At 65.6% G+C, this 25,735-nt stretch carries 30 protein-coding genes; 16 read left to right on the top strand and 14 right to left on the bottom strand.

The annotated features are described in order from the left end of the window. Window positions 1–61: 61 nt before the first annotated feature. The 3 genes from rpsR to QK290_RS08905 all read left to right on the top strand — a co-directional run bounded on the left by rpsR (window position 62) and on the right by QK290_RS08905 (window position 1,939). Complete coding sequence (gene rpsR / locus QK290_RS08915; RefSeq protein ID WP_003800144.1) at window positions 62–301, top strand: 30S ribosomal protein S18; 240 nt, start codon at window positions 62–64, stop codon at window positions 299–301. A gap of 17 nt (window positions 302–318) precedes the next feature. Next, a complete protein-coding gene (gene rplI / locus QK290_RS08910) occupies window positions 319–771 on the top strand; it encodes a 50S ribosomal protein L9 (RefSeq protein ID WP_282330324.1) in 453 nt (150 codons plus the stop codon). Window positions 772–1,312: 541 nt separating this feature from the next. Next, complete coding sequence (locus QK290_RS08905) at window positions 1,313–1,939, top strand: FMN reductase (protein WP_282330323.1); 627 nt, start codon at window positions 1,313–1,315, stop codon at window positions 1,937–1,939. A 144-nt stretch (window positions 1,940–2,083) separates the two neighbouring features. Here QK290_RS08905 and QK290_RS08900 read toward each other — a convergent pair whose 3' ends face one another. Both QK290_RS08900 and QK290_RS08895 read right to left on the bottom strand, forming a co-directional pair. Further along, a complete protein-coding gene (locus QK290_RS08900) occupies window positions 2,084–2,653 on the bottom strand; it encodes a hypothetical protein (RefSeq protein ID WP_282330322.1) in 570 nt (189 codons plus the stop codon). A gap of 2 nt (window positions 2,654–2,655) precedes the next feature. Further along, the gene (locus QK290_RS08895; protein ID WP_282330321.1) at window positions 2,656–3,111 is read right to left on the bottom strand and encodes a hypothetical protein; all 456 of its coding nucleotides are present in this window, start codon (window positions 3,109–3,111) and stop codon (window positions 2,656–2,658) included. 689 nt (window positions 3,112–3,800) lie between these two features. Here QK290_RS08895 and dnaB point away from each other — a divergent pair. After that, entirely contained in the window at window positions 3,801–5,183 is a 1,383-nt protein-coding gene (gene dnaB / locus QK290_RS08890; protein ID WP_058930676.1) for a replicative DNA helicase, read from the top strand. A 26-nt stretch (window positions 5,184–5,209) separates the two neighbouring features. Here the strand turns inward: dnaB and QK290_RS08885 are convergent, their stop codons facing one another. Further along, window positions 5,210–6,178, bottom strand: coding sequence for an acyl-CoA thioesterase (locus tag QK290_RS08885; protein WP_282330320.1), 969 nt, complete (start codon window positions 6,176–6,178; stop codon window positions 5,210–5,212). A 279-nt stretch (window positions 6,179–6,457) separates the two neighbouring features. Between QK290_RS08885 and QK290_RS08880 the strand changes: the two genes are divergently transcribed. The 3 genes from QK290_RS08880 (at window position 6,458) to QK290_RS08870 (ending at window position 8,903) form a co-directional block, all read left to right on the top strand. After that, entirely contained in the window at window positions 6,458–7,810 is a 1,353-nt protein-coding gene (locus tag QK290_RS08880; RefSeq protein WP_282330319.1) for an MATE family efflux transporter, read from the top strand. A 25-nt stretch (window positions 7,811–7,835) separates the two neighbouring features. Beyond that, entirely contained in the window at window positions 7,836–8,426 is a 591-nt protein-coding gene (locus QK290_RS08875; RefSeq protein WP_282330318.1) for a hypothetical protein, read from the top strand. A 105-nt stretch (window positions 8,427–8,531) separates the two neighbouring features. Beyond that, window positions 8,532–8,903, top strand: a complete 372-nt coding sequence (locus QK290_RS08870) for a hypothetical protein (RefSeq protein ID WP_282330317.1) — start codon at window positions 8,532–8,534, stop codon at window positions 8,901–8,903. Window positions 8,904–8,987: 84 nt separating this feature from the next. Here QK290_RS08870 and QK290_RS08865 read toward each other — a convergent pair whose 3' ends face one another. Then, window positions 8,988–9,533 (bottom strand): CGNR zinc finger domain-containing protein, encoded by a 546-nt coding sequence (locus tag QK290_RS08865; RefSeq protein ID WP_282330316.1) that lies wholly within the window; start codon window positions 9,531–9,533, stop codon window positions 8,988–8,990. Window positions 9,534–9,604: 71 nt separating this feature from the next. On the opposite strand from QK290_RS08865, the gene QK290_RS08860 reads away from it, so the two are divergent. Next, entirely contained in the window at window positions 9,605–10,609 is a 1,005-nt protein-coding gene (locus QK290_RS08860; RefSeq protein ID WP_282330315.1) for an EamA family transporter, read from the top strand. A gap of 79 nt (window positions 10,610–10,688) precedes the next feature. Here QK290_RS08860 and QK290_RS08855 read toward each other — a convergent pair whose 3' ends face one another. After that, window positions 10,689–10,952 (bottom strand): WXG100 family type VII secretion target, encoded by a 264-nt coding sequence (locus tag QK290_RS08855; protein WP_111908407.1) that lies wholly within the window; start codon window positions 10,950–10,952, stop codon window positions 10,689–10,691. Between the two features lie 177 nt (window positions 10,953–11,129). Between QK290_RS08855 and QK290_RS08850 the strand changes: the two genes are divergently transcribed. After that, window positions 11,130–11,402 (top strand): DUF2277 domain-containing protein, encoded by a 273-nt coding sequence (locus tag QK290_RS08850; RefSeq protein ID WP_282330314.1) that lies wholly within the window; start codon window positions 11,130–11,132, stop codon window positions 11,400–11,402. Window positions 11,403–11,422: 20 nt separating this feature from the next. On the opposite strand, the gene QK290_RS08845 is transcribed toward QK290_RS08850, so the two are convergent. The 7 genes from QK290_RS08845 to QK290_RS08815 form a co-directional block, all read right to left on the bottom strand. Beyond that, window positions 11,423–13,834 carry a heavy metal translocating P-type ATPase gene (locus QK290_RS08845; protein ID WP_282330313.1) on the bottom strand — a complete coding sequence of 804 codons (2,412 nt, stop codon included), beginning with the start codon at window positions 13,832–13,834 and terminating at the stop codon, window positions 11,423–11,425. Between the two features lie 24 nt (window positions 13,835–13,858). After that, window positions 13,859–14,092 carry a heavy-metal-associated domain-containing protein gene (locus QK290_RS08840; RefSeq protein ID WP_282330312.1) on the bottom strand — a complete coding sequence of 78 codons (234 nt, stop codon included), beginning with the start codon at window positions 14,090–14,092 and terminating at the stop codon, window positions 13,859–13,861. 62 nt (window positions 14,093–14,154) lie between these two features. After that, window positions 14,155–14,502, bottom strand: coding sequence for a metal-sensitive transcriptional regulator (locus QK290_RS08835; RefSeq protein WP_282330311.1), 348 nt, complete (start codon window positions 14,500–14,502; stop codon window positions 14,155–14,157). 485 nt (window positions 14,503–14,987) lie between these two features. Next, complete coding sequence (locus QK290_RS08830; protein ID WP_282330310.1) at window positions 14,988–16,382, bottom strand: IS1380 family transposase; 1,395 nt, start codon at window positions 16,380–16,382, stop codon at window positions 14,988–14,990. Between the two features lie 123 nt (window positions 16,383–16,505). Continuing rightward, on the bottom strand, window positions 16,506–17,024 hold the full coding sequence (locus QK290_RS08825) for a universal stress protein (protein ID WP_282330309.1): 519 nt from the start codon (window positions 17,022–17,024) through the stop codon (window positions 16,506–16,508). Window positions 17,025–17,080: 56 nt separating this feature from the next. Then, window positions 17,081–17,806, bottom strand: coding sequence for a class F sortase (locus tag QK290_RS08820; RefSeq protein ID WP_282330308.1), 726 nt, complete (start codon window positions 17,804–17,806; stop codon window positions 17,081–17,083). A gap of 103 nt (window positions 17,807–17,909) precedes the next feature. After that, window positions 17,910–18,641 (bottom strand): hypothetical protein, encoded by a 732-nt coding sequence (locus QK290_RS08815; protein WP_282330307.1) that lies wholly within the window; start codon window positions 18,639–18,641, stop codon window positions 17,910–17,912. A gap of 274 nt (window positions 18,642–18,915) precedes the next feature. On the opposite strand from QK290_RS08815, the gene QK290_RS08810 reads away from it, so the two are divergent. The 3 genes from QK290_RS08810 (at window position 18,916) to QK290_RS08800 (ending at window position 20,650) form a co-directional block, all read left to right on the top strand. After that, complete coding sequence (locus tag QK290_RS08810; protein WP_282330364.1) at window positions 18,916–19,116, top strand: hypothetical protein; 201 nt, start codon at window positions 18,916–18,918, stop codon at window positions 19,114–19,116. Window positions 19,117–19,233: 117 nt separating this feature from the next. Next, window positions 19,234–20,370, top strand: coding sequence for a sialidase family protein (locus QK290_RS08805; RefSeq protein ID WP_282330306.1), 1,137 nt, complete (start codon window positions 19,234–19,236; stop codon window positions 20,368–20,370). After that, window positions 20,363–20,650: a MoaD/ThiS family protein gene (locus QK290_RS08800; protein WP_282330305.1), complete on the top strand. Its 288-nt coding sequence runs from the start codon at window positions 20,363–20,365 to the stop codon at window positions 20,648–20,650. The genes QK290_RS08805 and QK290_RS08800 overlap by 8 nt, the downstream gene beginning before the upstream one ends. An 87-nt stretch (window positions 20,651–20,737) precedes the next feature. On the opposite strand, the gene QK290_RS08795 is transcribed toward QK290_RS08800, so the two are convergent. After that, entirely contained in the window at window positions 20,738–20,974 is a 237-nt protein-coding gene (locus QK290_RS08795; protein ID WP_282330304.1) for a hypothetical protein, read from the bottom strand. Window positions 20,975–21,213: 239 nt separating this feature from the next. Here QK290_RS08795 and QK290_RS08790 point away from each other — a divergent pair, with 239 nt between their 5' ends. Next, the gene (locus QK290_RS08790) at window positions 21,214–22,290 is read left to right on the top strand and encodes an ATP-dependent DNA ligase (RefSeq protein ID WP_282330303.1); all 1,077 of its coding nucleotides are present in this window, start codon (window positions 21,214–21,216) and stop codon (window positions 22,288–22,290) included. A gap of 156 nt (window positions 22,291–22,446) precedes the next feature. On the opposite strand, the gene QK290_RS08785 is transcribed toward QK290_RS08790, so the two are convergent. Then, entirely contained in the window at window positions 22,447–22,728 is a 282-nt protein-coding gene (locus QK290_RS08785; protein WP_282330367.1) for a hypothetical protein, read from the bottom strand. A gap of 38 nt (window positions 22,729–22,766) precedes the next feature. Here QK290_RS08785 and QK290_RS08780 point away from each other — a divergent pair, with 38 nt between their 5' ends. Genes QK290_RS08780 through QK290_RS08770 form a run of 3 tightly spaced genes read left to right on the top strand, consistent with a single transcriptional unit; the run spans window position 22,767 to window position 25,725 of the window. After that, window positions 22,767–24,005: a Re/Si-specific NAD(P)(+) transhydrogenase subunit alpha gene (locus QK290_RS08780; protein WP_282330302.1), complete on the top strand. Its 1,239-nt coding sequence runs from the start codon at window positions 22,767–22,769 to the stop codon at window positions 24,003–24,005. Then, a complete protein-coding gene (locus QK290_RS08775; protein WP_282330301.1) occupies window positions 24,005–24,355 on the top strand; it encodes an NAD(P) transhydrogenase subunit alpha in 351 nt (116 codons plus the stop codon). The genes QK290_RS08780 and QK290_RS08775 overlap by 1 nt, the downstream gene beginning before the upstream one ends. After that, on the top strand, window positions 24,352–25,725 hold the full coding sequence (locus QK290_RS08770) for an NAD(P)(+) transhydrogenase (Re/Si-specific) subunit beta (RefSeq protein ID WP_282330300.1): 1,374 nt from the start codon (window positions 24,352–24,354) through the stop codon (window positions 25,723–25,725). The genes QK290_RS08775 and QK290_RS08770 overlap by 4 nt, the downstream gene beginning before the upstream one ends. Window positions 25,726–25,735 lie beyond the last annotated feature (10 nt).

Raw genomic sequence — 25,735 nt, 5'->3', positions numbered from 1 at the left:
GTTGGACCACCACCATCCCGTGGATCAATATCCACGGGCTCCATAGAATAGGAGCTCCACGATGGCTAAGGCTGAACTCCGTAAGCCCAAACCAAAGTCCAACCCCTTGAAGGCCGCTGACATCACTGTCATCGACTACAAGGACGTAGCATTGCTGCGCAAGTTCATCTCCGACCGCGGAAAGATCCGCGCCCGTCGCGTCACTGGCGTCACGGTGCAGGAACAGCGCAAAATCGCCCAGGCAATCAAGAACGCCCGCGAAGTTGCACTGCTGCCCTACTCCGGCGCTGGCCGCGGCTAAGGAAGGGACTGACTAACATGGCAAAGCTCATTCTGACCCACGAAGTAACCGGTCTCGGTGCCGCTGGCGACGTTGTCGAGGTCAAGGACGGTTACGCACGTAACTACCTGCTGCCCCGCAACTTCGCCCTGACCTGGTCCAAGGGTGGCGAGAAGCAGGTTGAGTCCATCAAGACTGCCCGCGCCGCCCGCGAGCACGCTTCCCTGGAAGACGCTCAGAAGCAGGCCGCTGCACTCTCCGCCAAGCCGGTCAAGCTCGTCGTCAAGGCTGGCGAGACCGGACGCCTGTTCGGCACCGTCAAGCAGGCCGACGTCGCCGACGCTGTTGAGGCCGCTGGCCTTGGCAAAATCGACAAGCGCAAGGTTGAACTGCCGACTCACATCAAGTCGGTTGGTTCCTACCAGGCCAACGTCCGCCTTCACGCTGACGTTGCCGCTGTGATCGAGCTCAACGTAGTCGCAGGCAAGTAGCCTTTCCGGCTACGCAGCCTCAAACTGCACGAGAAACCCCGTTGCCGTCACCGGCAGCGGGGTTTTTCTGTGCCTTACGCCGAGGTCAGGGCTTGGGCAGCTCTGCCCCAATTCTGCCGTAGCCGCCGAAGCCCACCATCGTCAGAACCCATATGAAGGCTTCCCTCGCAGAGCACGGCTCACTTGTCAGCCAGGCCGCCCAGGGTGATAGCCTGCGGCGGTGAGTCGGAATTCACCCCCGCGCACCGCCGTCGTCCGTTCACCCCGGTGGACGTATTCACGGACGAACCCTACCGGGCAATCCGCTCGCAGTGGTGGATCAGGGGCCGGCCGTGCGTTCCTGGACCAGGTAGTCGGCATCGAGACGCGTCGGCGGCAGCAGGGGGGTGGTCTCCGAGAGGTTCGTCCGGTTCGCGAAGCACTGCATGTGTTCCGTGCACGGTGGAGCTGAAGAGACGGTGGAATAAACCCGGACAGTCGCCGGTTATGCAATTACATGCAAATACATGCAACACAGGACGTACGAACCTCAGGAGTCCAAGTGGAAACCCGCCGCATCACCGTACTATCCGCCGGCCTGGGTGTGCCGTCCTCAAGCAGGCTGCTCGCCGACCAGCTCGCCGCTGTGGCGGAGGACCGCCTCGCCGATGCCGGTTTTGAGGTGACTATTGAGATCGTTGAGCTCCGCGACCTCGCGGTGGACATCGCCAACAACTTCGTTACTGGCTATGCGGCCCCGCGCCTGGCGGATGTCATCGCCGGCGTGGAGGCAACCGACGGCATCATTGCCGTCAGTCCGGTGTTCAGCGCCTCCTACAGCGGCCTGTTCAAGTCCTTCATCGACGTCCTGGACCCCAAGTCCCTGGAGGGGAAGGCTGTCCTGCTGGGCGCCACCGGCGGTACGGACCGCCACCAGATGGTCCTTGAGTACGCAATGCGCCCGCTGTTCAGCTACCTGCGCACCCGGATGGCCGCGACGGCCGTGTTCGCAGGCCCCCAGGACTGGGGAAACACGGACGACGGCGGCTCGCCCCTATCCTCGCGGATTGACCGTGCTGCGGCTGAGTTTGCCGCCCTCCTGGCCGGGGATCAGTCCGGCCGCAAGCCGGCGGCCCTGGAGTCGCTGCCGTTCAAGCAGCTCTTGGCGGGTATTTCCGGCGGACGCTAGTGCGCGGCCGTCCCCCACCGCCGCGCCGGTCCCCCGGCGATCACGGCTGCCGAACTGTTCGGTCTCCCCGGTCAGTGACCTGAACATGGGCGAACGCAGCGGCTGGGTGCCCTGGGCGTCCTGAAGCGCAGCCGCCCTGGAGCCCTACTCGTCCAGGAGGGCGATGAACTCGCGTGCCTGCTTCAGGGTGATGTCCGAGTGTTTGGTCAAGGCAGTGGCGGCGCCTTCGGTATCTCCACTGCGAGCCAGCGTGCGGATGCGGCCGTAGATCTCGTCGTTGAGCATGTTGCTGCTGACCTCACGCGTCACGTCGCCCTTGCTGGCAATGGCGCGGTAGCGGTAAGGGAATCGCTGGGGCGAGTCGTCTTCGGTCTCTGCCTCCGCCGCTTCAGCGACGGGGCTGCGGTAGGCCTGCGGATGGGCGGCCAACGCCCCCACCGCGTCCCGGGAGGCCCGCAGGCCTTCTCCTGTGGCCTCGTAGTACAGCTTGATGGCCGCCATAGCCTGTCCCTGGGCAATCAGCGCATACAACCTGCGGTGCTGGTCCTCAGAGAGCTTGGCGGCGGCCAGGCGGGCCACGTCAACCGGATCCGGTGCGGAGGCGGTCTCGGCCGGCCTGACGGCCGCCTGCCGCCCGCTGACCGCCCGGGCTGCCAGTGCGACTCCGGCGGCTACGACCGCAAGGATGATAACGGGGATCACGAGGGATTCCATTTCTAAAGCCGATCTACATACTTTTTGGCTGTCGCCAGGTCGGTGCGGGTTGCCTGGCGAAGGAGTTTGATGGCCTGGATCTTGTGCCCGTCGTGCGCCATCGTCTGCAACTGCATTGCCAGCTGCGGGTCCAGAATCCCGCCGGGCAGCGCCGCATAGCCATACTGTCCGGCGCCCGCGCCGGAGAGCCCGCTCCGGGCCGCCCGGGCGTGGTCTTCCTGCTGCGATTGCTGCTGTTCGTTTTGACTGGGCCGGGTGTTGGCTTCGAGGCGGGCACGCACGGCTGTTGCCACGCGCACCTGCTCGGCATAGTGCTCCGCAGAGCGCCTCGCGAGGTCCTGCTGGTACTTCTCGGCGTCAGAGGTCCCGGAATCACGCGGTCTGAGGGCCGTCGTAAATGCCCAGATTACTGCCGCCAACACGCCGGCCGGCAGAAAAACCATCAGTACGTCGCCCATAGTCAGAGCTTATGCCAGATGCCCGTTATCCACAGCACATTCCTGCCGTTGCATACAGCCGATTCGCTACGGCGTCAAAATATGCCGGGAGGCGTGTGCAGCATCACCAATAGGGCATGAATCGGCGGCCGAGGCGCCCGGAAGGGCGGAACTTTCAACAGCGCCGCGCTGAAAGCTGTGGATGAAGGTTGGGAAAAAAAGAATGTCGTCCACATCCTCAAAAGACGTTTTCCCATGTCAGACGCATATATCCAGCGGAAATTCTTTTGTTTCCACAGGTTCACCCACAGGCTGTGCACAAGCTATGCCTGTTAGTGCACAGGTTATCCACAGGCCCCCGGGCTTGTGGGCTTGGACGCTGGGGCGGGGGCGGCTACCGTTGCGGGATACCTGCTTTTGGGGCGCTGTGTCGCCGTCGCGGACCTATGCTGTCGTCGCAGTGGAGGCCGTCGGCCCGGCCGCTGCAGCACATTCTGTGGATAACTTGCGGAACATGGGGATAACTCTCCCGCGCGCTGCGCAGACTCCGCTTTGTACAGACTTCTATGGGGCCGCCGGGATTCATTGTCGGTGGCCGCTGATAGACCTGAACGCATGCCGTCCCGTGGGGGGTCCCGCAGGATGGCGCCCGGCAGGTAAATGACTTACTCGCCGCACTATGACGCGGCACACTATGGAGGACGGCAGCTTTGTCAGTAACGCACCTGGACTCGATCGAGGGTACCCGCGGATCAGAAGGCAGCCGTAAACCGCCACAAGACATCCCCGCCGAGCAGTCCGTCCTCGGCGGCATGATGCTGTCCAAGGATGCCATCGCGGATGTTGTGGAAATCCTCCGAGGCCAGGACTTTTACCGGCCTGCGCACGAGACCATCTACGAGGCGATCATCGACCTCTACGGCCGCGGCGAGCCTGCAGATGCCGTTACCGTCTCGGACGAACTGACCAAGCGCGCGGAGATCAACAGGATCGGCGGGCCCGCCTATCTGCATGAGCTCATCCAGACCGTCCCCACGGCCGCCAATGCCGGCTACTATGCCGAGATCGTGGCAGAGCGCGCCATCCTGCGGCGGCTGGTCAACGCGGGCACCAAGATCGTCCAGCTCGGATACGGCTCCGACGGCGAGGTGGAGGACCTGGTCAACCAGGCACAGGCCGAGGTTTACGCTGTGGCAGAGCGGCGCACGGCAGAGGACTACGTGGTCCTCAAGGACGTCATGGAAGCCACGGTGGACGAGATCGAAGCGTCCGGACACCGCGGGGAAGGCATGACCGGCGTGCCCACCGGGTTCTACGAACTCGACGAACTCACCCACGGGTTGCACCCCGGACAGATGATCGTCATCGCCGCACGCCCGGCGGTTGGCAAATCCACGTTCGCCCTGGACTTCGCCCGCTCGGCGGCCATCAAGAACAACCTGGCCACGGTGATGTTTTCGCTCGAAATGGGCCGGAACGAAATTGCCATGCGCCTGTTGTCCGCCGAAGCAACCATCGGTCTGCAGGATCTTCGCAAGGGCACTATCAAGGACGAACAGTGGTCCAAGATCGCCACCACCATGGGCCGGATGAATGATGCCCCGCTGTTCATCGATGACAGCCCGAACATGTCGCTGATGGAGATCAGGGCCAAGTGCCGCCGCCTCAAGCAGCAGCATGACCTGAAGCTCGTGATCCTGGACTACCTGCAGCTCATGAGCTCCGGCAAGAAAGTGGAGTCACGCCAGCAGGAAGTCTCCGAGTTCTCGCGTGCGCTCAAGCTCCTGGCCAAGGAACTCCAGGTCCCCGTCATCGCCCTCTCGCAGCTCAACCGTGGCTCCGAACAGCGCCAGGATAAGCGGCCCATGGTCTCTGACCTCCGTGAATCCGGCTCCATCGAGCAGGATGCGGACATGGTTATCCTGCTGCACCGTGAAGACGTCTATGACAAGGAATCCCCGCGTGCGGGCGAGGCGGACATCCTGATTGCCAAGCACCGTAACGGCCCCACCAAGGACATCGTGGTGGCATTCCAGGGTCACTACTCGCGCTTTGCCAACATGGCGGCCGACGCCGGCGGCAGCGGCTTCTAGGACCCTTCCTGGCAGGGCTGGCTGGCTCAGCCCTGCCCCAGCAGGTGGTTGGGCAGCCGGTTCCCCGGTGCAGTACCACGGATTTCGAGCAGTTCGCGGGCGTGGGCATGCAGCCGTGTATCTTCTGCCGAGACGGGCACCCAGCTGGGGACGGGGACCGAGTTGCCGGCCGCGTCGCGTGCCACCATCACCGTAAGGCAATATGTGGTGAGGTTCAGTTCCTTGCCCTTCGGATCTCCGGAGCGCACATGTACGGCGATGTGCATGCCTTTGGTCCCGGTGTAAACCAGCCTGGCCTCGACCTCTACTACGTGGCCGATCAGCAGGGGCCGGTAGAAGCGCACGCCACCGGAGAAGACCGCCACGGTGTCCAAAGCGCAGTAGCGGGACGCGCAGACGTAGGCGGCTTCGTCGATCCACTTCATTACGATTCCGCCGTGCACCTTCCCGCCCCAGTTCACGTCCGTGGGGGCCGCCATGAACCGCAGCGTCACGCGTTCGGCGGTCCCGGCGTCGGTATATTCCTGGGCGTTCATGGCTTCGACGATGCGTTCACGGACTTTGATCCGCGCCAGGGCGTGGTCCCGCTGTTCAATCTCCGCTGCCTTGGCCGGCTCGAACTGCTTGACCGGGACCGGCTTGCCGTCGTCGCCGACAGCCACAAAGATCACCATGCACTGGCTGCGCATTGTGGCCGGCCCGCCCTTGGGATCGCTTGAGGAGACGACGGTCCGGATGTGCATGGAGGAGCGTCCGGTGTAGACGATGGTGGCTTCCACCTCTACCATGTCGCCGCTGTTCACCGGGTCCGCGAAGTGGATGTTGCCCACGTAAGCGGTGACGCAGTAGGACTTGGCCCAGCCCACGGCGGCAGCGTACGCGGCCTTGTCCACCCATTCGAGGACGGTCCCCGCATCCACCGAACCGCTGTGGCCCACATCCGTGGGGGCGGCCAGGAAGCGGAGGGTTACGGTGTTGGCTGCGGTGTCAGTCATGCTGCGATCATACTGAGCCGCAGTGTTCAGGATCCGCAGCGAGGAGCACCCCGGCGTGCATTGCGAGGCGGTTGCCGGTGAGGAAACCGCGGTGGTGGGATGTGAAGACGGCATGTTGGCCTACTGCGACGGGGCCTTCACCAAGATTGCAAGCCCTGACCCTATGGGCGCATGGGCAACCGGACCGGAAGCGCCGCCGCATTGTGTCCTTTGTCATGACAGCCGGCATCGCGGAAGCAGGGCCGCCAGGTGGTCGATGCCGGCCGTTAGGCTGAAGCTGTGCCCAATCAATCCGCCCCCGCCGCCGTGCAGCGTCCTGCCAGCCATGCCCGGGAAATCCTGCGGCTCGCCGTGCCGGCGTTCGGCGCACTGATCGCCGAACCGCTGTTCCTTCTCGCGGATTCGGCCATTGTGGGCCATCTCGGCGTGGCCCAGCTGGCCGGCGTGGGGCTTGCCTCCGCGGTGTTGCACACCGCCGTCGGACTGATGGTATTCCTCGCTTACTCCACCACCCCGGCGGTGGCCCGCGCGATGGGACACGGCCAGTTGGGCAAGGCGCTTGCGGCAGGGCGCGACGGCGTCTGGCTGGCTCTTCTGCTGGGCATAGTCCTGGCGGTGGCCGGCTTTTGGGCCGCTGAACCGCTGGTGTCCCTGATGGGGGCAGAGGGTGATGTGCGCTCATTCGCTGTTGACTATCTCCGCTGGTCGATGCCTGGCCTGGTGGCCATGCTGCTCATCTTCGCGGGCACCGGTGTCCTCCGTGGATTGCAGGACACGAGGACACCGCTGCTCGTGGCCACCGCAGGCTTTGCCTTGAATATTGTCCTTAACCTATGGCTGGTCTACGGGCTGGACTGGTCCGTTGCGGGCTCGGCGGCAGGCACCAGTGTGGCGCAATGGGCCATGGCGGCCGTCTATCTGCTGATGGTCCAGCGAAATGCTGCCCGGCATGGCATCAGCCTGTGGCCCGACTGGAGCGGTATCCGCGCGATGACCCGCGTCGGTTCGTGGCTCATGCTCCGCACCCTGAGCCTGCGCGTAGCCATCCTGGCCACGGTTTTTGTGGTCACGGGGCAAGGTGCCGTCAACCTTGCTGCGCACCAGCTGGCCATGACCATTTTCTCCTTCCTCGCTTTTGCCTTGGATGCCCTCGCTATCGCCGCCCAGGCCCTGATCGGCAAGGAACTGGGTGCGTCCAATCCCGTCAGGGCGCGGCAGCTGACCCGGACAATGATCCGCTGGGGTGCCGGATTCGGCGTGGTCACAGGTGCCCTGCTGGCCGTCGCTGCGCCATGGGCCGGGGCGCTGTTCACATCAGACGCCGGCGTCCAGGCCGTCCTGACGTACGCCCTGTGGATCCTTGCCGCCGGCCAGCCGATTGCGGGTTTTGTCTTTGTCCTGGATGGCGTGCTGATCGGCGCCGGCGACGCCAAGTATCTGGCACTGGCAGGCGTGGCCAACCTTGCCGTCTACGTGCCTATGCTGGTGGCCGTTGCTGTCTCCGGCATGTCCGCCGCTGCAGCCCTGGGTTGGCTCTGGGCCGCTTTTGCGCTGGGCTACATGGCCGCCCGGGCGCTGACGCTGGGCCTGCGTGCCCGCTCGGACCGCTGGATGGTGCTGGGTTCGCCATAGGGCCGGCGGCCACTAAACTGGACCGGTGAACCAACCACTGACACCCACAGATGCTCCCGCCGGCACCGCGCAGCAGGCAGACCTGTGGAAGCCGGTATTGCTCCGGGCCTTGGCCGCACTTGTCTTCGGGGCCGTGACTATTTTCTGGGCCGGACCATCGGTGCAGGTCATGGGCTGGTCAGGCGGGTTCTATCTGCTGGTCACGGGACTGCTGGTCCTCTGGGCCATCCCGAAGACCGGCTACGCGCGGGACGGCATGCCTGGCAAAATCCTCTCCGCCGCCGGGGCGTCCCTGGCCGGCGCAGGTGTTGCCTTGGCGCTGCTGCCCGGGGACCGCGTCTTCGGCGTTGTCGCCGCGGCGGGACTTGGCCTGGCCGGAGCGGTGGAGCTGTACTGCGGCCTCCGATATCGCGGCCGGCACGTGCTGGCCCGTGACTGGCTGGCCTCGGGCATCGTCGGGCTTGGTACCGCGGCGATCCTGCCTCTCTTCATCAGTCTCGGAGCCCATGCCCTGCTTGGCGTCACCGGCGGCGGAGCCATCATCTCCGGTGTGCTCTGGGTCCTGTCCGGGCTGACGCTAAGGCACGATTCCCGGCACGCCTCCGGGAAGCCGTAAACTAGAAGTGAAAGGTTCTACCCGGCGTAGAAAACGCGCCCGGAACAACCCCGCAGACATTCGAACCAGCAAGCCCTTCGGCATGGCTGTAGGAGAGGAACTACCTTGGCAGACCAGAAACCAGGAAAACCGCGCAATCTGCGGACCTCGGTGAAGGGGCCGCTGATGTTCTCTGCGTTCTGGGCCGTCCTCGCCTTCGTTACGGTGCTGATCTTCGCCTCCGGCGGCAGCTCGAAGACCCCGCGGTTCGACCTCGCCTTCACCGGCGCCGGCATTGCGTTCATCGTCACGCTGGTGGTCGCGGCCATGCTGGCCATGAGCCACAAAGAGAACTCCGAACACCTGGGCAAGGGATCGGGCATCAACCTGAGTTCAGCGCGGAAACCGTTGCATGGATTCGGGGGACACGACTCAAGCCAGGCCGGCGGAGCCTCTGAGGCTCCGGACGCCGAGAGCCCCGGCTCCAGCCACTCCTAGCGCACCGTCCGCTCGTAGGCTGGCTGTCCGCGCACGGGCTCCTCGCGCGCCAGTCCTGCCCCAGGTCCCGGTCCCGCCGCTGGCTCAGTGAACCGTCGCCTGCCGCGCCCGGTACGCTGCCACGTGCGCTCGGTTGGCACAGTTCCCGGTGTCGCAATACCGTTTTGACCGGTTGCGGCTCAGGTCCAGGACCACGGCATCGCAGTCCTCGGCCTCGCACACCAGCATGCGGTCCATTTCCTTGCTCCGGATGACGTCCGCCAGGGCCATGGCGGCTTCGGTGCCCATTCGCTCTGCCAGCGGTGCATCCCTGGCGGTGGCGTGCAGATGCCAGTCCCACTCATCGTGCTTCATCAGCTGGGGGAGTGCGTTGGCCTCGCGGAGAAGGCGGTTGACGCCCGCCACCGCCGAGTCTTCGTCTGCAGTCCAGAGCGCGGCTAGCTGCCCGCGCAGTTCGTGGACACTCGACAGCTCCGCCGCATCGCCGGCGCGGGATCCGCTAAACCCTTCGGAGCGTAGGAAGCCATCCAGCTCCGCTCCCGTGTCGAGTAATTCGCGTCCGTTGGCGGCCGTGTTGATCAGGTTGACCACGGTGCGCAGGGCTAGCTCGGTGTCAGGGGCAAAGACCATCTTGACTCCTTACTGGGAGCGGGCGTAATGTCAGGACCATTACCCCACTTTACTCCTGACAGGAGGCGTCGGTGACTGCCGCCCCTAACCCCGCACCCGCGGGCGGATTCCTTGGCTCCGGTCTTGGAATCGCGTTGTTCTCTTCTGCCGTCTTCGGGCTCTCTGGCTCCTTCGCCAAAGCGCTCCTGGAAACCGGATGGTCCCCGGGCGCTGCCGTGGCAGCCCGCCTGACCGGTGCTGCGCTGATTCTCGCAATTCCTGCGATTCTGGCCTTGCGTGGCCGGTGGTACCAGCTGCGTGACAACTGGGTCACCATCGGTCTTTTCGGCCTGATAGGTGTGGCCGCGTGCCAGCTGTTTTACTTCAATGCCGTCGCCCGCCTCTCCGTGGGCGTAGCGCTGTTGCTTGAATACCTGGCTCCCGTCCTCATCGTGCTTTGGCTGTGGGGAGCGAGCAAGAAGCGTCCACGGGCGTTGACCTTCGGCGGAACAGTGCTCTCGCTCGGCGGCCTGATCCTGGTGCTGGACTTCACCGGAACGGTCAAGATCGACATCGTCGGAGTCCTGTGGGGGATGGCCGCTGCCGTGTGCCTTGCCATCTACTTCTTCATCACGGCCAAGGAAAATGATTCCCTGCCGCCCATCGTTCTGGCGTCCGCAGGGCTGCTGGTGGGGGCGGCCGTTATGTGGCTGGCGGCCGCCACGGGACTGCTTCCCATGACATTCAGCACCGCCGATACCAGGCTGGGCCCCTGGATCACGCCCTGGTGGGTCTCCCTGGGCGGCCTGATCATCATGGCAACAGTCCTGGCGTACGTGTCCGGCATTGTCGCTGCCCGCGCGCTTGGCTCCAAGGTAGCGTCCTTCGTTTCGCTGACGGAGGTGCTGTTCGCGGTGGTCTGGGCCTGGCTGCTCCTGGGCGAGCTTCCCGGTGCCATCCAACTCCTGGGGGGCGCCCTCATCGTGGGCGGGGTGGTGCTGGTCCGGCTGGACGAGCTGCGCTCCGGAACGGCGGCAGCTGTCGCCGGGGCGCCCGCCCCGCTGGACCACGCGAACGACGTCGAACCTGTGCCCTGAGTGCTGGTGCCCCGGTGTTAAATGCCGTGGGGCCCGGACACTGTGTTGTGTCCGGGCCCCCTCGTCAGAGCTTCTGTGGTTAGCGTGAAGCCTGGTCCTGCTCGTTGGCGTTCTTGGTGGCTTTCTGGCCGGCATCCTTCAGCGCCTGGATGACCTGGTTCAGCGCCGCGGTGTGCGTGCCTGACCATTCGCCACGGAAGTGGGTGGCGTCCGGGCCTTCCCAGTTGGTGCTGTCCAGCACGCGGGAAAGGTTGGACCGCTGCTGCTCGATCTCGCCGGCACCGGCCTGCAGCTTGCTGCCAAGGGTCCTGAGCTGTTCTACATCTGCGCCCCAAATAGCCATCAGTTTTCTCCTCGTTGTCTTGGATCCGATCCAGATCGGCATCCCCAGTGGCCTCCGGCTGATCCGGAAGATCCATTACCTAGAACCTATCCCGGCCCCAAAACACTGTCGATGGGCACCGCTGCCCATGCAGGGCTGGGGGTCGATCCGAGGCGTTCCAGAGCCTAGCATGGGCATATGTGCCGGAATATACGAACCCTCCACAACTACGAACCGCACGCCACCTCTGAGGAGGTGAATGCCGCCGCGCTGCAGTATGTGCGCAAGGTCAGTGGCAGCACCAAGCCATCCAAGGCCAACGAAGACGCCTTCGAAGCGGCGGTACACGAGATCGCCCACATCACCCAACACTTGCTGGATTCGCTGGTCACCCACGCGCCTGCCAAGCGCCGGGACGAGGAGGCCGCCAAAGCGCGGGCCCGTGCGGCCGTGCGTTTCGGCACCGTCTGAGGACATATCATCCTGAGGACCTACCTGCCGAAGCTGCGCAACCGGAGCGAGTTGGCCACCACCAGGACGGAACTCGCCGCCATCGCTGCACCGGCGAGCATCGGGTTCAATAGGCCCAGGGCGGCCACAGGAATGCCGATGGCGTTATAGAAGAACGCCCAGAACAGGTTGGTCTTGATGATGGCCAGCGTCCGCCGGGACAATTCGATAGCCTGTGCCACCTGTCCCAGGTCATTGCCCATGACGGTGAGGTCCGCCGCCTCGATGGCCACATCGGTACCGGATCCCATGGCGATGCCCAGGTCCGCCTGCGCCAGCGCGGCGGCGTCATTCACGCCGTCGCCGGCCATCGCCACGATGGCCCCGCCCGCCTGAAGCCGCCGGACGGCCTCGACCTTCCCGGCAGGCAGGACGCCGGCATAAACATCGTCAGGGGAAATCCCGACGGCGGCAGCGACCTGCGCGGCCACCGCGGCGTTGTCCCCGGTCAGCAGGATGGGGCGCAGCCCGAGCCTCTTCAGCTGTGCCACAGCCTCCGCAGATCCCGGCTTCACGGTGTCACGGAGGCTGATGATGCCGGCAGGGCTACCGTCCACCGTTACCCAGATGGCCGTGGCCCCGGTGGCTTCCGCTGCGGCCAGCGCGTCCAGCTGCGCGCCGGAAGGGCGGACGCCGTTCTCGGTAAGCCAGCCGGTGCGGCCCGCCAGAATCACGCGCCCATCCACGGTTCCCACCACTCCGCCGCCGGGTGCAGAACGGAAGTGTTCGACGGCGGGGAGCCGCCCGCCGTCGTCGTTCCCGGTTTGCGCCTCAAGGGCCGCGGCCGCGATGGCGTGTGCGATCGGGTGCTCGGATGCCGCTTCGACGGCGCCGGCTAGCCGCAGCACGTCCCTGCCCTGGTGGCCGTCAAAGGCGAGGGTATTGCCCCCGGCGAGTTTTCCGGTGGTGACGGTGCCGGTCTTGTCGAGCAGGATGGTGTCCACCGTGCGGGTGTCTTCCAGGACCTGCGGGCCTTTGATCAGGATGCCCAATTGGGCGGCCCGGCCGGTTCCGGTGAGCAGCCCCACGGGAGTGGCCAGTCCCAGCGCGCACGGGCAAGCGATGACCAACACGGTGACTGCGGCGGTAAAAGCTGCACTGAGCTCGGCAGGTTCAATCACCGGTCCGTTGAACGCGAGCCACAGCGCAAAGGTGAGCACCGCGAGGGCAAGGACTATGGGGACAAAGACGGCGCTGATCCGGTCGGCGAGGCGTGCAATGGGAGCCTTGCCGGTTTGTGCCTGCGAGACCAACCGGGCCATCTGTGCCAGCGTGGTTTCGGAGCCCACACGGGTGGCCCGGACGAGCAGCCGGCCGGAAGTGTTGATGGTGGCGCCCGTGACTTTGCTGCCTGGCTCCACCTCCACCGGGACGGATTCGCCGGTTAGCAGGGACGCGTCAACAGCTGAAATGCCGTCGATCACCTCTCCGTCCGTGGCGATCTTTTCGCCGGGGCGGACCACCACGACGTCTCCCACACGGAGCTGATCGGCGGGGACTTTATGCTCGGAGCCCTCGTGAAGGATGGTGGCGTCCTTGGCGCCGAGGTTCAGCAACGCCTTGAGGGCGTCTCCGGCCTTCTGCTTGGCGTTGGCTTCGAGGAACCTGCCAAGGAGCAGGAAGGTGGTGACCACGGCGGCCACTTCGAAGTAGAGGCCTGCGGACTCCATTCCGGCCATGGCTGGATGTTCAGTCATAGCGGGATCCACAGCGAGTTGCCACACGCTGAACAGGTAGGCGGCTGCGATGCCAATCGAGACAAGCGTGTCCATGGTGGACGCCAGGTGGCGCGCATTGATGGCCGCAGCGCGGTGGAAGGGCCAGGCCGCCCAGCTGACCACCGGAAGCGTCAGGGCCCCGGCTACCCAGCCCCAGTTGGGAAACTGCAGTGCCGGAACCATCGAAATCGCGAGAACGGGGACTGTGAGCACCGCGGCGAGGATCAGGCGCGGCCGTAGCTGCGAGGAGGCCGGGCCGTGGGACATGTGGTCTGTGTGGTCGCCTGACGCGGCGCCATGAGACACATGCTCGGCGTGCTCGCTCGTGCCTCGCTTAGACGCACGCTGCCGCATGTCTCTCGTGTCGCCGCTGTGGTCGTGTTCCGTTTCGTGATCGTGGTGCTCGTTGCCGGCACTTTGGCTGGGGTAGCGCGGGGGGCGGACTGTGGCCTTGTAGCCTGTGGCGTTGACGGTGTCCACTATTTGCTGGTCCGTGATGCCGGCCGGGACGGTGACGTGGGCGGATTCCAGTGGGAGGTTGACGGAGGCTTCGACGCCGTCGAGCTTGCCCAGTTTCTTTTCCACGCGGTTCACGCAGGAGGCGCAGGTCATGCCCTCAATGTCCAGTTCAACCACCCGGCTTTGTGGGTGGTGATGGAGATGGTCTGTACTCATGATGGATCCCCCGATCGGTCAGCGTTACGCGTTGTTGGCTACAACCAGGTAGCCGGCTTCGGCAACCGCTTCGCCGATCTCGGACGGCGACAGCTGCTGGCTTGAGGTGATAGTGACGGTGGAAATGCCGCCGGCGTTGAGTTCGACGTCGACCGTTTCAACCCCGGCGAGCGATTCAAGCTCCTCGCTGACGGACGAAACGCAATGGCCGCAGGTCATTCCGGACACGTTGACGGTGGTGGTGGAGGTGGTGCTCATGGCTGGCTCCTTGAAAGAGGGCCGGCGGTGGCCGGCCCTGAGTGGGTGGTCAGTGGCGGTGCTCAGCGGAGAAGGCGGCCGATAGCCTCTGCAGCCTCCTTGACTTTGATGTCGATGGCTTCAGCGCGAAGGGCAGGATCGGGTTCCCCGGCGGCGCCCACCACGCAGTGGCCGATGTGCTCTTCCACGAGTCCAAGGCTCACGGCGTGCAGGGCCTTGGTGACCGCGGCGACCTGGGTCAGGATGTCGATGCAGTACTTGTCCTCATCCACCATCCGGGCGATGCCGCGGATCTGGCCCTCGATCCGCTTGAGCCGGCGAAGGTAGGCGTCTTTGTTCGCGGTGTAACCATGCGGAGGCGTCGGGTCAGTGCCGGAAGGTGGGCTCAAGGTTTCCTGCGAAGGTTCCATAGTGCCAACTTATACCCGGTGGGGGTATATTGCAAGTACCCCCTGGGGGTATCAGCGTCGGAGGCGTGCGACACGAGTGCGGGGTCTCCGTGGCCGTGTGAGGGCACAAAAAAGCTCCGGAGTGCGTTATTGGGGGATACGCACTCCGGAGCAGCATTTGGGCAGAGGCACCAGCCGCTGCGGCCAGACCCCTCTGCTTCAACTAGCTTACGTGCCAATACCGGCGTCCGCTACCACCTCGAATAACTACTTTCGCTTTATTATTGCGGTCCCCCGAAATCTTCCCCGGAGGGTCGGGCAACGGCTTCAGGAGGCTGTTCGGGCTCCCGGCTTAGCCTTGATCCACCGATCCGCCTGGGCGGATGAGCTGAATTCGGTTTCGGCTCGTTGTGCGGGCGAAGGGCGTGCTGGGGTGCCGGGCCTCGCTGCCCCTTGAGTGTTCCACTGGTTGTTCTGGTCGCGCCGTGCGGCTGGGTTGACGGGGGTCAGGCAGGTCGCGGCGGCGGGTAGAGGTGGTCGGACAAGGCCTGCCATGGTGTTTTCCAGGGCCAGGCTTCGGGCAGGTGAAGACGGATCCGTCGGGCGCTGGTGGCGATCCTGGCCGGGACGTGGATGAGTTTGCGGCGGATCGTTCCGGTGCGGGCCTTGCCGAAGGGCCCGGCCGCGAGGATCCCGGCGGCGCGGGTGAGGTTGTAGGCCATGACCGCGGCGACGAGCCAGGCTGAGTTCGCCGCGAAAACACCTGAAGGCAGGTGCGCCAGGGAGCTGTCCTTAAGGTCGGCGTTGACCTGTTCGATAATGGCGTGTTTCCGGTGGGTTTTGTCGGCCGCGACGGTGTCCAGAACTTCGGCGTCCACGGTGGTGAAGAACGCGTGGTGCCGGTGCGTGTCGAACAGGGTTTCCTGCCCGTCGGCGGTTTTCGGGTTCAGTTCCGGGATGCGGCGCACGACCATCCGACCGGTGATCTGCTCGGCCTTTTTACGGGAGGAGAACGCGGTGAACACGGTCTCGGCGACCTCGGCCTTCGAGACCCAGGTGCTGGCGGCCTCGTCGAAGACCGCGTCGGTGTATTCGATCGTTTCCCACGCAGTGTCCGGGATCCCGGCGATGGCGCGTTTGACGGCCGGGTCCATGCGCGCGGTCACCGAGACCTCCGCCCCGCCGGCCAGGGCCGCGGAAACCGCGGCATGGCCGTAGAAGGCCGAATCGAAACGGCAGAGCACCCGCCCGCCGACGTGGACGCGCTTGAGGGTGGACAGGGCGTCGGTGATCAGACGGTTGGCGCCGCGGGCCGAGTTCGCCGCACCCTTGCGCAGCCGCTGGGCGGCGATCACCGGGGCGGTGTCCTTCGTCGAGGCTATGGCCAGCAGCGCGTTCAGGCCGCGGACCCCGGAGTACCCGTAGCCGGAGCCCTGCTTGGAATAGCCGTGGACCTCGATGATCGTGTCGTCGACATCCACGAACACGAAGTCACTGGTGGCAGGTGCTCCCAGCACCGGGGCCCGGGTCCCCAGATTGGCCAGGAAGCGGGACGCGACCGCGTCCAGCTGCCGCACGTGCCCGAAAGTGAAGGACCGCAGGAACGAACCCAGCGTCGAGGGCGCGTAACAGGCGCTGAAGAGCCGCTTCATCCCGCCGTGGCGCAGCAAGGCCATGTCCTCGATCGAATCGGCGCCGGCGACCATCCCGGCGACCAGGGACGCGACCTTCAGCCCGGCGTTCGCGCCCTTGTCCGTCGGGACCGACAGCCACTCATCGGCGAGCCCATGCAGGCCGGCGTCTCGGGCCAGCGTCATCACCGGGAGCAGCCCGGCAGCCGACACGAGGTTCGGCTCATCAAAGGAAACTGACACAGCGGACGGCTTATGCGAAACTTGCACTTACGAGATGCCTCTCTTTTCGGTGGTCAATGGGTTCTAGACAAGCTCCATTTTCCTTGAAAAGACGGGCATTCTCGGTTTAAACCGCCGTCGGCGCCCCGAGCAACATCGGTGGATCAAGGCTTAGGCGTCGTCCTGATGAGCCGGCCTCCGATAGGGAACTACCAGTACGGGCCGGCTTTGATGATGCGTCAGCCAGAGACCCACTGATCCGTTGAGCAGTTCGGAGATGCGGTGGGTCAGGCCCCGCTCCGACGTTCCAACGATGATCATAGGGGAGTTGCTTTCAGCGGCGAGCCGGGCCAGGGCGCGGCCCGGATCCCCGGCGAGGGTCCGCAATGTCCAGTCCACGGGGCCGCCCGACGCGGCGGCATCGGCCACGGCTTTGGCAATCACCCCCCTGAGTTCCGTAGTAACAGAGCGGATATCGTCGTCGTCCTTGTCCGGGTGCAGCGACAGCCGGTGCGCGGATCTGGTCGGATCCCATTCCACCAGGTAGCTGGCCTCGTCAACATAAGCACACAGCAACGGCGCTGCCAGTTTGGCCGCGAGGGATGCGGCCGCCTTCAGCACCTCCGGATGCTGTTGGGGCAGCACGCCCACCAGCAACGGCGGCGGGTCACTGAACCGTTCGGGACTCATAGGACCATTCTGTGCCTGCGCGGAGCGCTTGAACAGGGCCGACGGAAGCGGACGCCTCAGGCGGGCGACGCCGAGACCACCACGTTCTTGCCCCACGGGTCTTCCGTGTAACAGCTGATCAGGACCACGCGGCTGGGCACCATGTCCCAGATGGGGCTGTCTTTGAGGCTGTCCTTCACGTAAGTGGTGACGCTGTCCACGCGGTAAGGGATGGTGCCGGTTTCGGTGACGACGGCGAACGTGTCGCCGACGGCGGCAGCGGAGCTGAGGTGGTTGAACGGGGCGTCCCGGCCCTCCCAGCTGTGCCCGATGATGTACGTGGTGTTGCCCGACCCGTTGCCGGGAGTCCCGAACGGTGTCAGCCAATACCCGTCCATGGTGGTGGGCGGCACGATCGTCTGGCTTTCGACGGCGGTGCTGTCCGGAGCCAGCGGATGCACGGCCGTGTCCATCGCAGCCTTCGGATAGACGATCCGCTGCGGGGCCGACGCCTGTGGGAGGACCGGCCCGCTGGCCACGGGTGTTGCTGCGGCCGGCACGGATGCGGTCGGTGCGGCCGGGCCCGAAACAGCCAAGGGCAACGGCAGCTGGATCGACGAGGTTCCGGAAGAGTAGCCGGCAGTGCTGGTTCCCGGTGATGCGGCCCCATGCTGGTCCTGCAGCGGTCCACCGAACGTGAAGGACAGGAAGCCCAGGACACCGCAGGCGAGGATGGCGATGTCTCCACGGGTCAAGCCGCGGGGCCGTTTCGGCACTTCGTGCCGTCCGGTTTGCTTTGCCACGATGCTCCTAACGCCGTTTGGAAAGTGTGCTTACAGGAAGGGCGCCCCGCCTTGAGTTGGCGGGGCGCCCTGCGTGTCAGCTCGGCCCAGTCCGAGCTGCGGCCTAGTCTGCCTTTGGTTCCAGGGACCTGCGGCGAACGGCCACCAGTGCGCCGGCGCCGAGCATCACGCCCAGTCCCATGAGCCAGGTAGGAACACTTTCAGCTCCGCCCACTGAGGTCTGCGCGTTGAAGCCCTGGTTGGTGCCCTGGCTGACAGTTGCTGCCCCGGTGCCGGCAGGCGTCTGGACGGTCGCCGCTGCGGCTGGGGTCTGCACGGTGGGGGTGACTGTTGTGACCGGCGTCTGGACAACGGCTGCCGGCTCCGCCGGCGTCTCCACCACCGGCGTCTCCACCACGGCAGGCGGGACCACCACGGGTGGGTCGACCACGACGACGGGCGGGTCGACTACGACGACGGGTGGATCGACTACGACGACGGGTGGATCGACTACGACGACGGGTGGATCGACCACGACGACGGGCGGGTCCACGGGCGGATAGACCGGCGGTTCCTCACCCGGAGGCAGCGGGGCACAGTTGGCGATGTAGGTTATCTTTCCCGCGTTCGTCCAGTTCAGCCCCCCTGGTATGGACGTGTTCGGCGGAATGATGTCGGAGGGATGCCCACCGTGGCCGTTGAGGCCGTTCACATTGAATTGAATTGCTTCCCAGCCCGTTCCGGTTTGTGCGCCGTCGTGGCAGACGATGACCAGATTAGGAGCAGCCACGGCTGGTGCTGTCAGACTGATCAGCCCCAGCCCCATAACCCCCAGTGTTGCTAAGGTACGTTTCATTGTTTTCTCCCCAGGTTGTCTGAAACGGACCATGATGAGGGGGACTAGCGGTGACTCTGAGTGCCCCAGCAGCACGGTCAGCTTGCTTGTAAATTCAGGCTAGGGCGGCGAACGGGTGTGGTCGCGGGTAGCGGGTACTCGTCTTTTTGTTCCTTTGACCTGCGGCGTTACCTGTAGGTACGCGGAAACGGGAGCCCGCTACTGGGTGCAGCCACCCTTGAACGTGGACAGGGCGGCGCCTAACGTTGGAGCATACGAAAGGTGCGTGACCGGCATGGAAATCTACATGTGGTGGCTGGATCTGAATCTGCAAACCAAGGAATGGCTGCGGGAAAACCTCCGTGCGCTGGAACTGCCGTTACCGGTGCTGCAGGGCATCGCCGAAGCCGGCGGACCGCACCCGGATACCCCGGTGGCTGTGCTCACCGAAGCCGACTGGGATTTCATCGAGACGCAGTCCGAATTCGTCGACTGACGCACCGGCGCCGGCGCGGCCACTCCGGGCCCTAACACCCGCAGCAGTCCCCGCGGACCAGTCCACATAGCGATGAAAAGCGTTGCGGGCCTCCGGTCGGGGTGGTTGCATGGGTGCATGGCAACCGCAGAGAACTTTGTCTTAGCAATCGGGACCAAAAAAGGCCTCTGGCTGGCCACCAGCCAGGACCGGAAACATTGGTCCTTCTCCGGCCCGCATTTTCTGATGAGCGAAATCCCCAGCATCGGGATCGACACACGGGACGGCCGGACCCGGATCATGGTGGGCGTCAGGTCCGAGCACTGGGGCCCCACTGTGGCCCATTCCGATGACCTGGGCGCCACCTGGACCGAACCTGAACAGGGTGCCATCACGTTTCCCGAACACACCGGCGCGGCAGTGGAGCGCATCTGGCAGATCTACCCGGACGCAGAGTCGCGGCCAGGGGTGGTATGGGCAGGTGCCGAACCGATTTCGGTCTGGAAATCCACAGATGGCGGCGAGCATTTCGAACTCAACCGCGGGTTATGGGACCATCCTCACCGCAGCGACTGGGGTGCGGGCTACGGCGGCGCCGCCGCCCACTCCATCGTGGTGAATCCGGAGGGTGACAACGTCCACGTCGCCATGAGCACCGGCGGTGTGTACCGCTCGCTCGACGGCGGTGAGTCCTGGGAGCCCCGCAACAAGGGTATTTCGGCCTACTTCATGCCGGACCCCAATCCTGAGTTCGGCCAGTGCATCCACAAGATCGCGGCCGATGCTGCGGTGGTAGGGCGGCTGTACGCGCAGAATCATCACGGCGTCTACCGCACGGATGACAACGGCGAAAACTGGAACTCCATCGCCGAGGGACTTCCGGCCGACTTCGGTTTTGTGATGCTGACGCACCCGCGCCGGGAAGGAACCGCCTGGGTTGTGCCGCTCAAGGCCGACGGCGAGCGGACCCCGCCCGAAGGGAAGCTTGCCGTGCACCGGACGGACGATGCCGGGGCCAGCTGGAAGCGCCTGGACACGGGCCTGCCCGAGGGTGAGTACAACAGTGTGCTTCGTGACGCCGCTGGCGTGGATTCATCCGAGCCGGCCGGCGTCTACTTCGGAACGCGCGGCGGCACGGTGTACGCCAGCGCGGATGAAGGGGAGACGTTTGCTGAAGTGGTCAGCCATCTCCCCGATGTCCTGTGTGTCCGCGCCGCCGTGCTCGCCGTGGCTGGACTGCCGGTTCCGGAAACGGCGGCTGCCCGCGGTGCCTGACATCAGCGTGGTACTTCCCAGCATTCTGCAGCCCCTCGCCGGCGGGCAGTCCATCCTGACTGCGCCCGCCGAAGGGACGGTGACGGTGCGAAGCCTGCTGGATTCGGTGACCGGGGGTTACCCGGTGCTGGCCAGGCGGCTGCGGGACGAAACCGGCGCACTTCGCCGCTGCGTGAATATTTACGTTGCCGGTGACGAAGTGCGCCGGCTCCAAGGCTTGGAAACCGAGGTGTCGCCAGGCCAGGAGGTGCTGGTCATCCAGTCGGTGGCCGGAGGTTAAGCCAGGCGGCTCCCTAACGGCGGGCAGTCCTAACTGACTACGGCCCGGCGTCGTGGTGCTGATGGTGTGTGGAATGGCGGCGCCCGGTCAGACAATCCGCCAGACGCTGCATTCGTCCGTATTGATCGCTTTCCGCGAGCCTGTGTGATGGTCCATGATCCAGACAACGCCGATGCCCGGGGCGGTCTCTTGGACGCTGCCTCGGCGGACCACCACGTCGTCATAGCTGGGGCCTACAGAGAGGCGTGCCTCGATTTCATCGCCGCGGTGGAGCTGGTCCAGGGCGCGGACTCTTGTTACATGGGCTTTGGCTTCCTTCAACATGGGGGCCTCCTGGCTGGAGCTGGTGCCTGCGCTTGCCGGCACTTCCAGTGTGGCCGCGCAATGTTGCGCCCGCGTTTCCTCAACGTTAGGAGCCGGTTAGTTCTCCGCGATCCGCTCGTTTCCGCCGGCACCAATGGATTCGGAGGACGCCACGCTCGAGACCCTGCCGGGGCCTTCAGATGGACATCGTGCCAGTTCAGGCCTACCGCCGGCCGGTCTCCCGGACAACAATGGGCACTATGCAACTTCCCGTGATGCCTCCCGTTCCGCCCATGCTCGCCAAAGCCGTCAGCGGGATACCGGACGGGGCCCTCAGCTATGAGCCCAAGTGGGACGGGTTCCGGTCCATCATCTTCCGTGACGGCGATGAGCTGGAGATCGGCAGCCGCAACGAAAAGCCCATGACCAGGTATTTTCCTGAACTCGTGGAGGCCCTGAAGGAGAACCTGCCGCCCCGCTGTGTGCTGGACGGCGAGATTGTCCTGGTGGGGGCAGCTGGTGACCGGCTGGATTTTGACGCCCTGCAGCAGCGCATCCATCCCGCCGCCAGCCGCGTGAAACTTCTCGCCGAACGGACCCCGGCCAAGTTCGTGGCCTTTGACCTGCTGGCCCTCGGCGGCGACGACTACACCGGCCGGCCCTTCGCCGAGCGTCGGGCAGCGCTGGAAAAGGCGCTTGCGGGCAGCAAGGCTCCCGTCCACCTCACGGCGGCAACCCAGGACAAAGCGGTCGCTGAACAATGGTTCCATCAGTTCGAAGGCGCAGGCCTGGACGGGATTGTGGCCAAGCCGCTGGACGGTAGCTATCAGCCGGACAAACGCGTGATGTTCAAGGTCAAGCACGAACGTACGGCCGATTGTGTGGTGGCCGGCTACCGCGTGCACAAGAGCGGGCCGGACGTGATCGGCTCGCTGCTGCTGGGCCTGTACAAGGACGACGGCGGCCTGGCCAGCGTGGGAGTGATCGGCGCCTTCCCCATGAAGCGCCGCCAGGAGCTTTTTGCCGAACTGCAGCAACTGGTCTCCGACTTTGACGGGCACCCGTGGGCGTGGGCCAAGCAGGGGGAAGGCGAACGGACCCCACGCAACGCCGAAGGCAGCCGGTGGAGCGCCGGCAAGGACCTGTCCTTTGTGCCGCTCCGGCCTGAACTGGTGGTGGAGGTCCGGTACGACCATATGGAAGGTGAGCGTTTCCGCCACACTGCCCAGTTCAACCGCTGGCGGCCGGACCGGGATCCCGCGTCATGCACCTACGGACAGCTGGAGGAACCAGTCAGCTTCGACCTTGCCTCGGTCCTGGACACCGGCCGGCCGTAGGCGCCCGGTTCCCAGAAGGCACCCAAGCCGCCGCCCGCCGTCGTACGCTCCTGCCCGATTGCCTCCCCGAGGACACGGGAAAGACCGGCGTGTCTTGGGGACGCGCCGGGCTCTTCAGCAAGCAACTGGGCAGGAACGCCAGCTCGCCGAGGAGCCCTACTTCAGGCCGAGCTGCCTGGTGGGGACGTTGAAGGTCGCCTTGGCTGTCAGGGCGGAGATGGCCGAGATGCCGCAGATGATGGCGGTGAAGACGCTAATCTGGACCCAGCCACCGTGGCCCGCGAAATCGTGGCTACCGCGAAGCTCGTCTCGGCGGATCTGACCGCGCGGCGCTAAACGCCCGGGGCTGACCGCGGCAGGCAGCCGCGCGAACGGGCAGCAAAAGCCCCCAAAACGCGAATCTGAGCGAATTAGCTGCCAGTTCGCGCAAGGGGTCATAGACTCGAGCCAACTACGTCCGTAAGGGAGTTGGCGGTTTGAAACTGGGCATACCGCGGGAACGGCATGAGGGTGAGCGGCGTGTGGCCGCCACGCCGGAAACGGTCAAGCAGCTGGCGGGGCTTGGCCTGGACGTCCTGATCGAGGCAGGAGCAGGGGCCGCCGCCGGCCACTCAGACCTCGATTACGCGGACGCCGGCGCCCGCATAGTCCAGGACCTGGATCCCGGCGAACTGAACGTCCTGGTCCACGTCCGCCCGCTGGAACCCCCGACGGCGGCAGCTCTGAAAAGGGGCGCCGTCACCGTTGGCCTGGCGTCGCCGTCGTCCGAGCTCGCCACGGTGCAGGCCCTCGTGGAAGCCGGCGTCACCGCCTTCGCCCTGGAACTGGTGCCCCGCATCTCGCGCGCCCAGTCCATGGACGCGCTCAGCTCCCAGGCCCTGGTGGCCGGCTACCGCTGCGTTTTGGAAGCCGCCATCCGGCTCCCGCGCTTCTTCCCGCTGTACATGACCGCTGCCGGCACCGTCCCGCCGGCCCGGGTGCTGGTGCTCGGCGCCGGGGTTGCCGGGCTGCAGGCCATCGGCACAGCGAAACGGCTGGGGGCCAGGGTCTCTGCCAACGACATTCGGCCCGCCTCCGCCGACGAGGTCGCGTCGATGGGCGGTACGTTCATCAAACTTGATCTGGAAACGGCGGAGGCATCGGGCGGATACGCCCGCGAACTAAGCGCCGACCGCGGCGCCCTGCAGCGTGAACTCCTCGCCCCGCACGTCGCCATGGCGGATGTCCTGATCACGACGGCGGCCGTCCCGGGCAGGCGCGCACCGCTCCTCGTCAGCCGCCAAATGGTGCAGGGCATGCGCCCCGGTTCCGTCGTGGTCGACCTCGCCGCTGAATCCGGCGGCAACGTTGAGGGTGCCGTTCCCGGTGCGGACATCCTGATCCCCACCGCTGACGGTCAGGGCCACGTCACGCTGGTGGGGCTGAAGGATGCGCCGTCCGCGATGGCGCAGGACGCATCCCGGCTGTATGCCAAGAATGTTACCAACCTGCTCGCCCTGATGATCCGGGACGGCACCGTTGCCCCCGATTTCGAGGACGAGGTGGTAGCTGGCGCGTGCCTGACGCACGACGGCGCGGTGCGACACCCGCCCACGGCCGAGGTTTTGGCGGCGCTTGTCCCCACCCTGCCGGACCACGCACCCCGGGTCCAGAACGGCGGGATCCAGAACGACGGGGACCATAGCGACAGGGTCCAGAACGACGGGGGAATCTGATGGACGGTATGAGCCTGCTGACGGTCACCGTGCTGGCGGTGTTTGTGGGCTTCGAAGTGGTCTCCAAGGTCTCCAGCACCCTGCATACCCCGCTGATGTCCGGCGCCAACGCCATCCACGGCATCATCCTGGTGGGCGCCATCATTGTGGCCGGGCAGGCCGCGGAACCGTGGATCCTGGCCGTGGCACTGCTCGCCGTGGTGCTGGCCACCGCCAACCTGGTGGGCGGCTTTGTGGTGACGGACCGGATGCTGCATATGTTCCGTGCCCGGAAGGACGTCGCCAGCGGTGGCGCCCCGGTCCAGGGCGCCCCGCTCAACCAATCCACCGGTAAGGAGGACCCGAAGTGACTCGCCTCGATCCGGTCTGGACCTCGCTTCTCTACCTCGCCGCCGCGGTGTTCTTTATCTTGGCGCTTCGCGGGCTCAGCTCGCCCCGGACAGCCCGCCGCGGCAACCTCATCGGTGCATTCGGTGCGCTGCTCGCCGTGGTCACGGTCTTCCTTTCCGCCCGGCTGGACAACATCCCTTGGATCATCGGTGCCATCGCGGTGGGGACCGCAGTGGCCGCGCCGGTGGCCCGGCGCGTGCAGATGACCCAGATGCCCCAGCTCGTCGCGCTGTTCAACGGGGTGGGCGGCGGCGCCGCAGCCCTGGTGGCGCTGCTGGAACTCAGCCATACGGCCGACCCCTGGGTTCGCGTCGCAATCGTGTTCACCCTCCTGGTGGGGGCCGTTTCCTTTGCAGGCTCCGGGGTCACTTTCGCCAAACTCCAGGAGCTGATGACCACCCGCCCCGTCGTTTTTCCGGGCCTCCCCGTCGTGATGGCCGCGGTGCTGCTTGCAGCGGTGGGCACCGCCGGCGCAGTCGTCCTGACCGGTTCCCCGGCGCTTGCGGTGCTGCTGATGGTGCTGGGCCTGGCTGCCGGCGCGCTGCTGGTGCTGCCGGTGGGCGGTGCGGACGTGCCCATTGTCATCTCGCTCCTGAACGCGTTCACCGGCCTGGCCGTGGCGGCGTCGGGCGTGGTGCTGGGCAACGTGCTGCTGGTGGTGGCCGGCACGCTTGTGGGCGCCTCCGGTAGCATCCTCACCCGGGCCATGGCGGCCGCGATGGGCCGCAGCGTGGCCGGCATCCTGTTCGGTGCGTTCAAGGGAGGTTCGACGGCGGGATCCACCGCCGTGAGCGAACGTCCCGTCAGGTCCTCCAGCGCGGAGGACGTCGCGGTGCTTCTGGGCTACGCGCAGCGGGTGATCATCGTCCCCGGCTACGGCCTGGCCGTGGCCCAGGGCCAGCACACCGCGGCCGAGCTGGCCCTGGCCCTCGAAGCCCGCGGTATCGAGGTGGACTTCGCCATTCACCCCGTGGCCGGCCGGATGCCGGGGCACATGAACGTGCTCCTGGCCGAGGCTAACGTGCCGTACGAATCACTCAAGGAGATGGGCGAGATCAACTCCGAATTCCGGATGGCCGACGTCGCTTTGGTGGTGGGCGCCAATGATGTGGTGAACCCGGCAGCGAAGACGTCCTCAGGCTCGCCGATCTACGGCATGCCCATCCTGGAAGTGGCCGACGCCCGCCAGGTGATTTTCCTGAAACGCTCCATGCGGCCCGGTTTCGCCGGAATCGAGAACGAGCTCCTGTACGAGCCGCAGACCTCGCTGCTCTTTGGCGACGCCAAGGATTCACTCGCCAAGGTGCTGGGCGCGGTGAAGGCGCTGTAACGAAGTACGC

The sequence above is a fragment of the Pseudarthrobacter sp. AL07 genome, from assembly GCF_029960665.1.
In the GTDB taxonomy this organism is placed as follows: Bacteria; Actinomycetota; Actinomycetes; order Actinomycetales; family Micrococcaceae; genus Arthrobacter.
This window is presented reverse-complemented; position numbering and strand designations above follow the sequence as displayed.

Coding starts and splice junctions, on each gene's coding strand:
- QK290_RS08850 (WP_282330314.1), top strand. CDS start 11,130: ATGTGCCGGAATATACGAACCCTCCACAACTACGAACCGCACGCCACC.
- QK290_RS08900 (WP_282330322.1), bottom strand. CDS start 2,653: ATGGAATCCCTCGTGATCCCCGTTATCATCCTTGCGGTCGTAGCCGCC.
- rpsR (WP_003800144.1), top strand. CDS start 62: ATGGCTAAGGCTGAACTCCGTAAGCCCAAACCAAAGTCCAACCCCTTG.
- QK290_RS08895 (WP_282330321.1), bottom strand. CDS start 3,111: ATGGGCGACGTACTGATGGTTTTTCTGCCGGCCGGCGTGTTGGCGGCA.
- QK290_RS08795 (WP_282330304.1), bottom strand. CDS start 20,974: ATGTTGAAGGAAGCCAAAGCCCATGTAACAAGAGTCCGCGCCCTGGAC.
- QK290_RS08810 (WP_282330364.1), top strand. CDS start 18,916: ATGGAAATCTACATGTGGTGGCTGGATCTGAATCTGCAAACCAAGGAA.
- QK290_RS08825 (WP_282330309.1), bottom strand. CDS start 17,024: ATGAGTCCCGAACGGTTCAGTGACCCGCCGCCGTTGCTGGTGGGCGTG.
- QK290_RS08855 (WP_111908407.1), bottom strand. CDS start 10,952: ATGGCTATTTGGGGCGCAGATGTAGAACAGCTCAGGACCCTTGGCAGC.
- QK290_RS08845 (WP_282330313.1), bottom strand. CDS start 13,834: ATGAGTACAGACCATCTCCATCACCACCCACAAAGCCGGGTGGTTGAA.
- QK290_RS08885 (WP_282330320.1), bottom strand. CDS start 6,178: ATGACTGACACCGCAGCCAACACCGTAACCCTCCGCTTCCTGGCCGCC.
- QK290_RS08815 (WP_282330307.1), bottom strand. CDS start 18,641: ATGAAACGTACCTTAGCAACACTGGGGGTTATGGGGCTGGGGCTGATC.
- QK290_RS08865 (WP_282330316.1), bottom strand. CDS start 9,533: ATGGTCTTTGCCCCTGACACCGAGCTAGCCCTGCGCACCGTGGTCAAC.
- QK290_RS08790 (WP_282330303.1), top strand. CDS start 21,214: ATGCAACTTCCCGTGATGCCTCCCGTTCCGCCCATGCTCGCCAAAGCC.
- QK290_RS08840 (WP_282330312.1), bottom strand. CDS start 14,092: ATGAGCACCACCTCCACCACCACCGTCAACGTGTCCGGAATGACCTGC.
- QK290_RS08775 (WP_282330301.1), top strand. CDS start 24,005: ATGGACGGTATGAGCCTGCTGACGGTCACCGTGCTGGCGGTGTTTGTG.
- QK290_RS08805 (WP_282330306.1), top strand. CDS start 19,234: ATGGCAACCGCAGAGAACTTTGTCTTAGCAATCGGGACCAAAAAAGGC.
- QK290_RS08835 (WP_282330311.1), bottom strand. CDS start 14,502: ATGGAACCTTCGCAGGAAACCTTGAGCCCACCTTCCGGCACTGACCCG.
- rplI (WP_282330324.1), top strand. CDS start 319: ATGGCAAAGCTCATTCTGACCCACGAAGTAACCGGTCTCGGTGCCGCT.
- QK290_RS08785 (WP_282330367.1), bottom strand. CDS start 22,728: ATGACCCCTTGCGCGAACTGGCAGCTAATTCGCTCAGATTCGCGTTTT.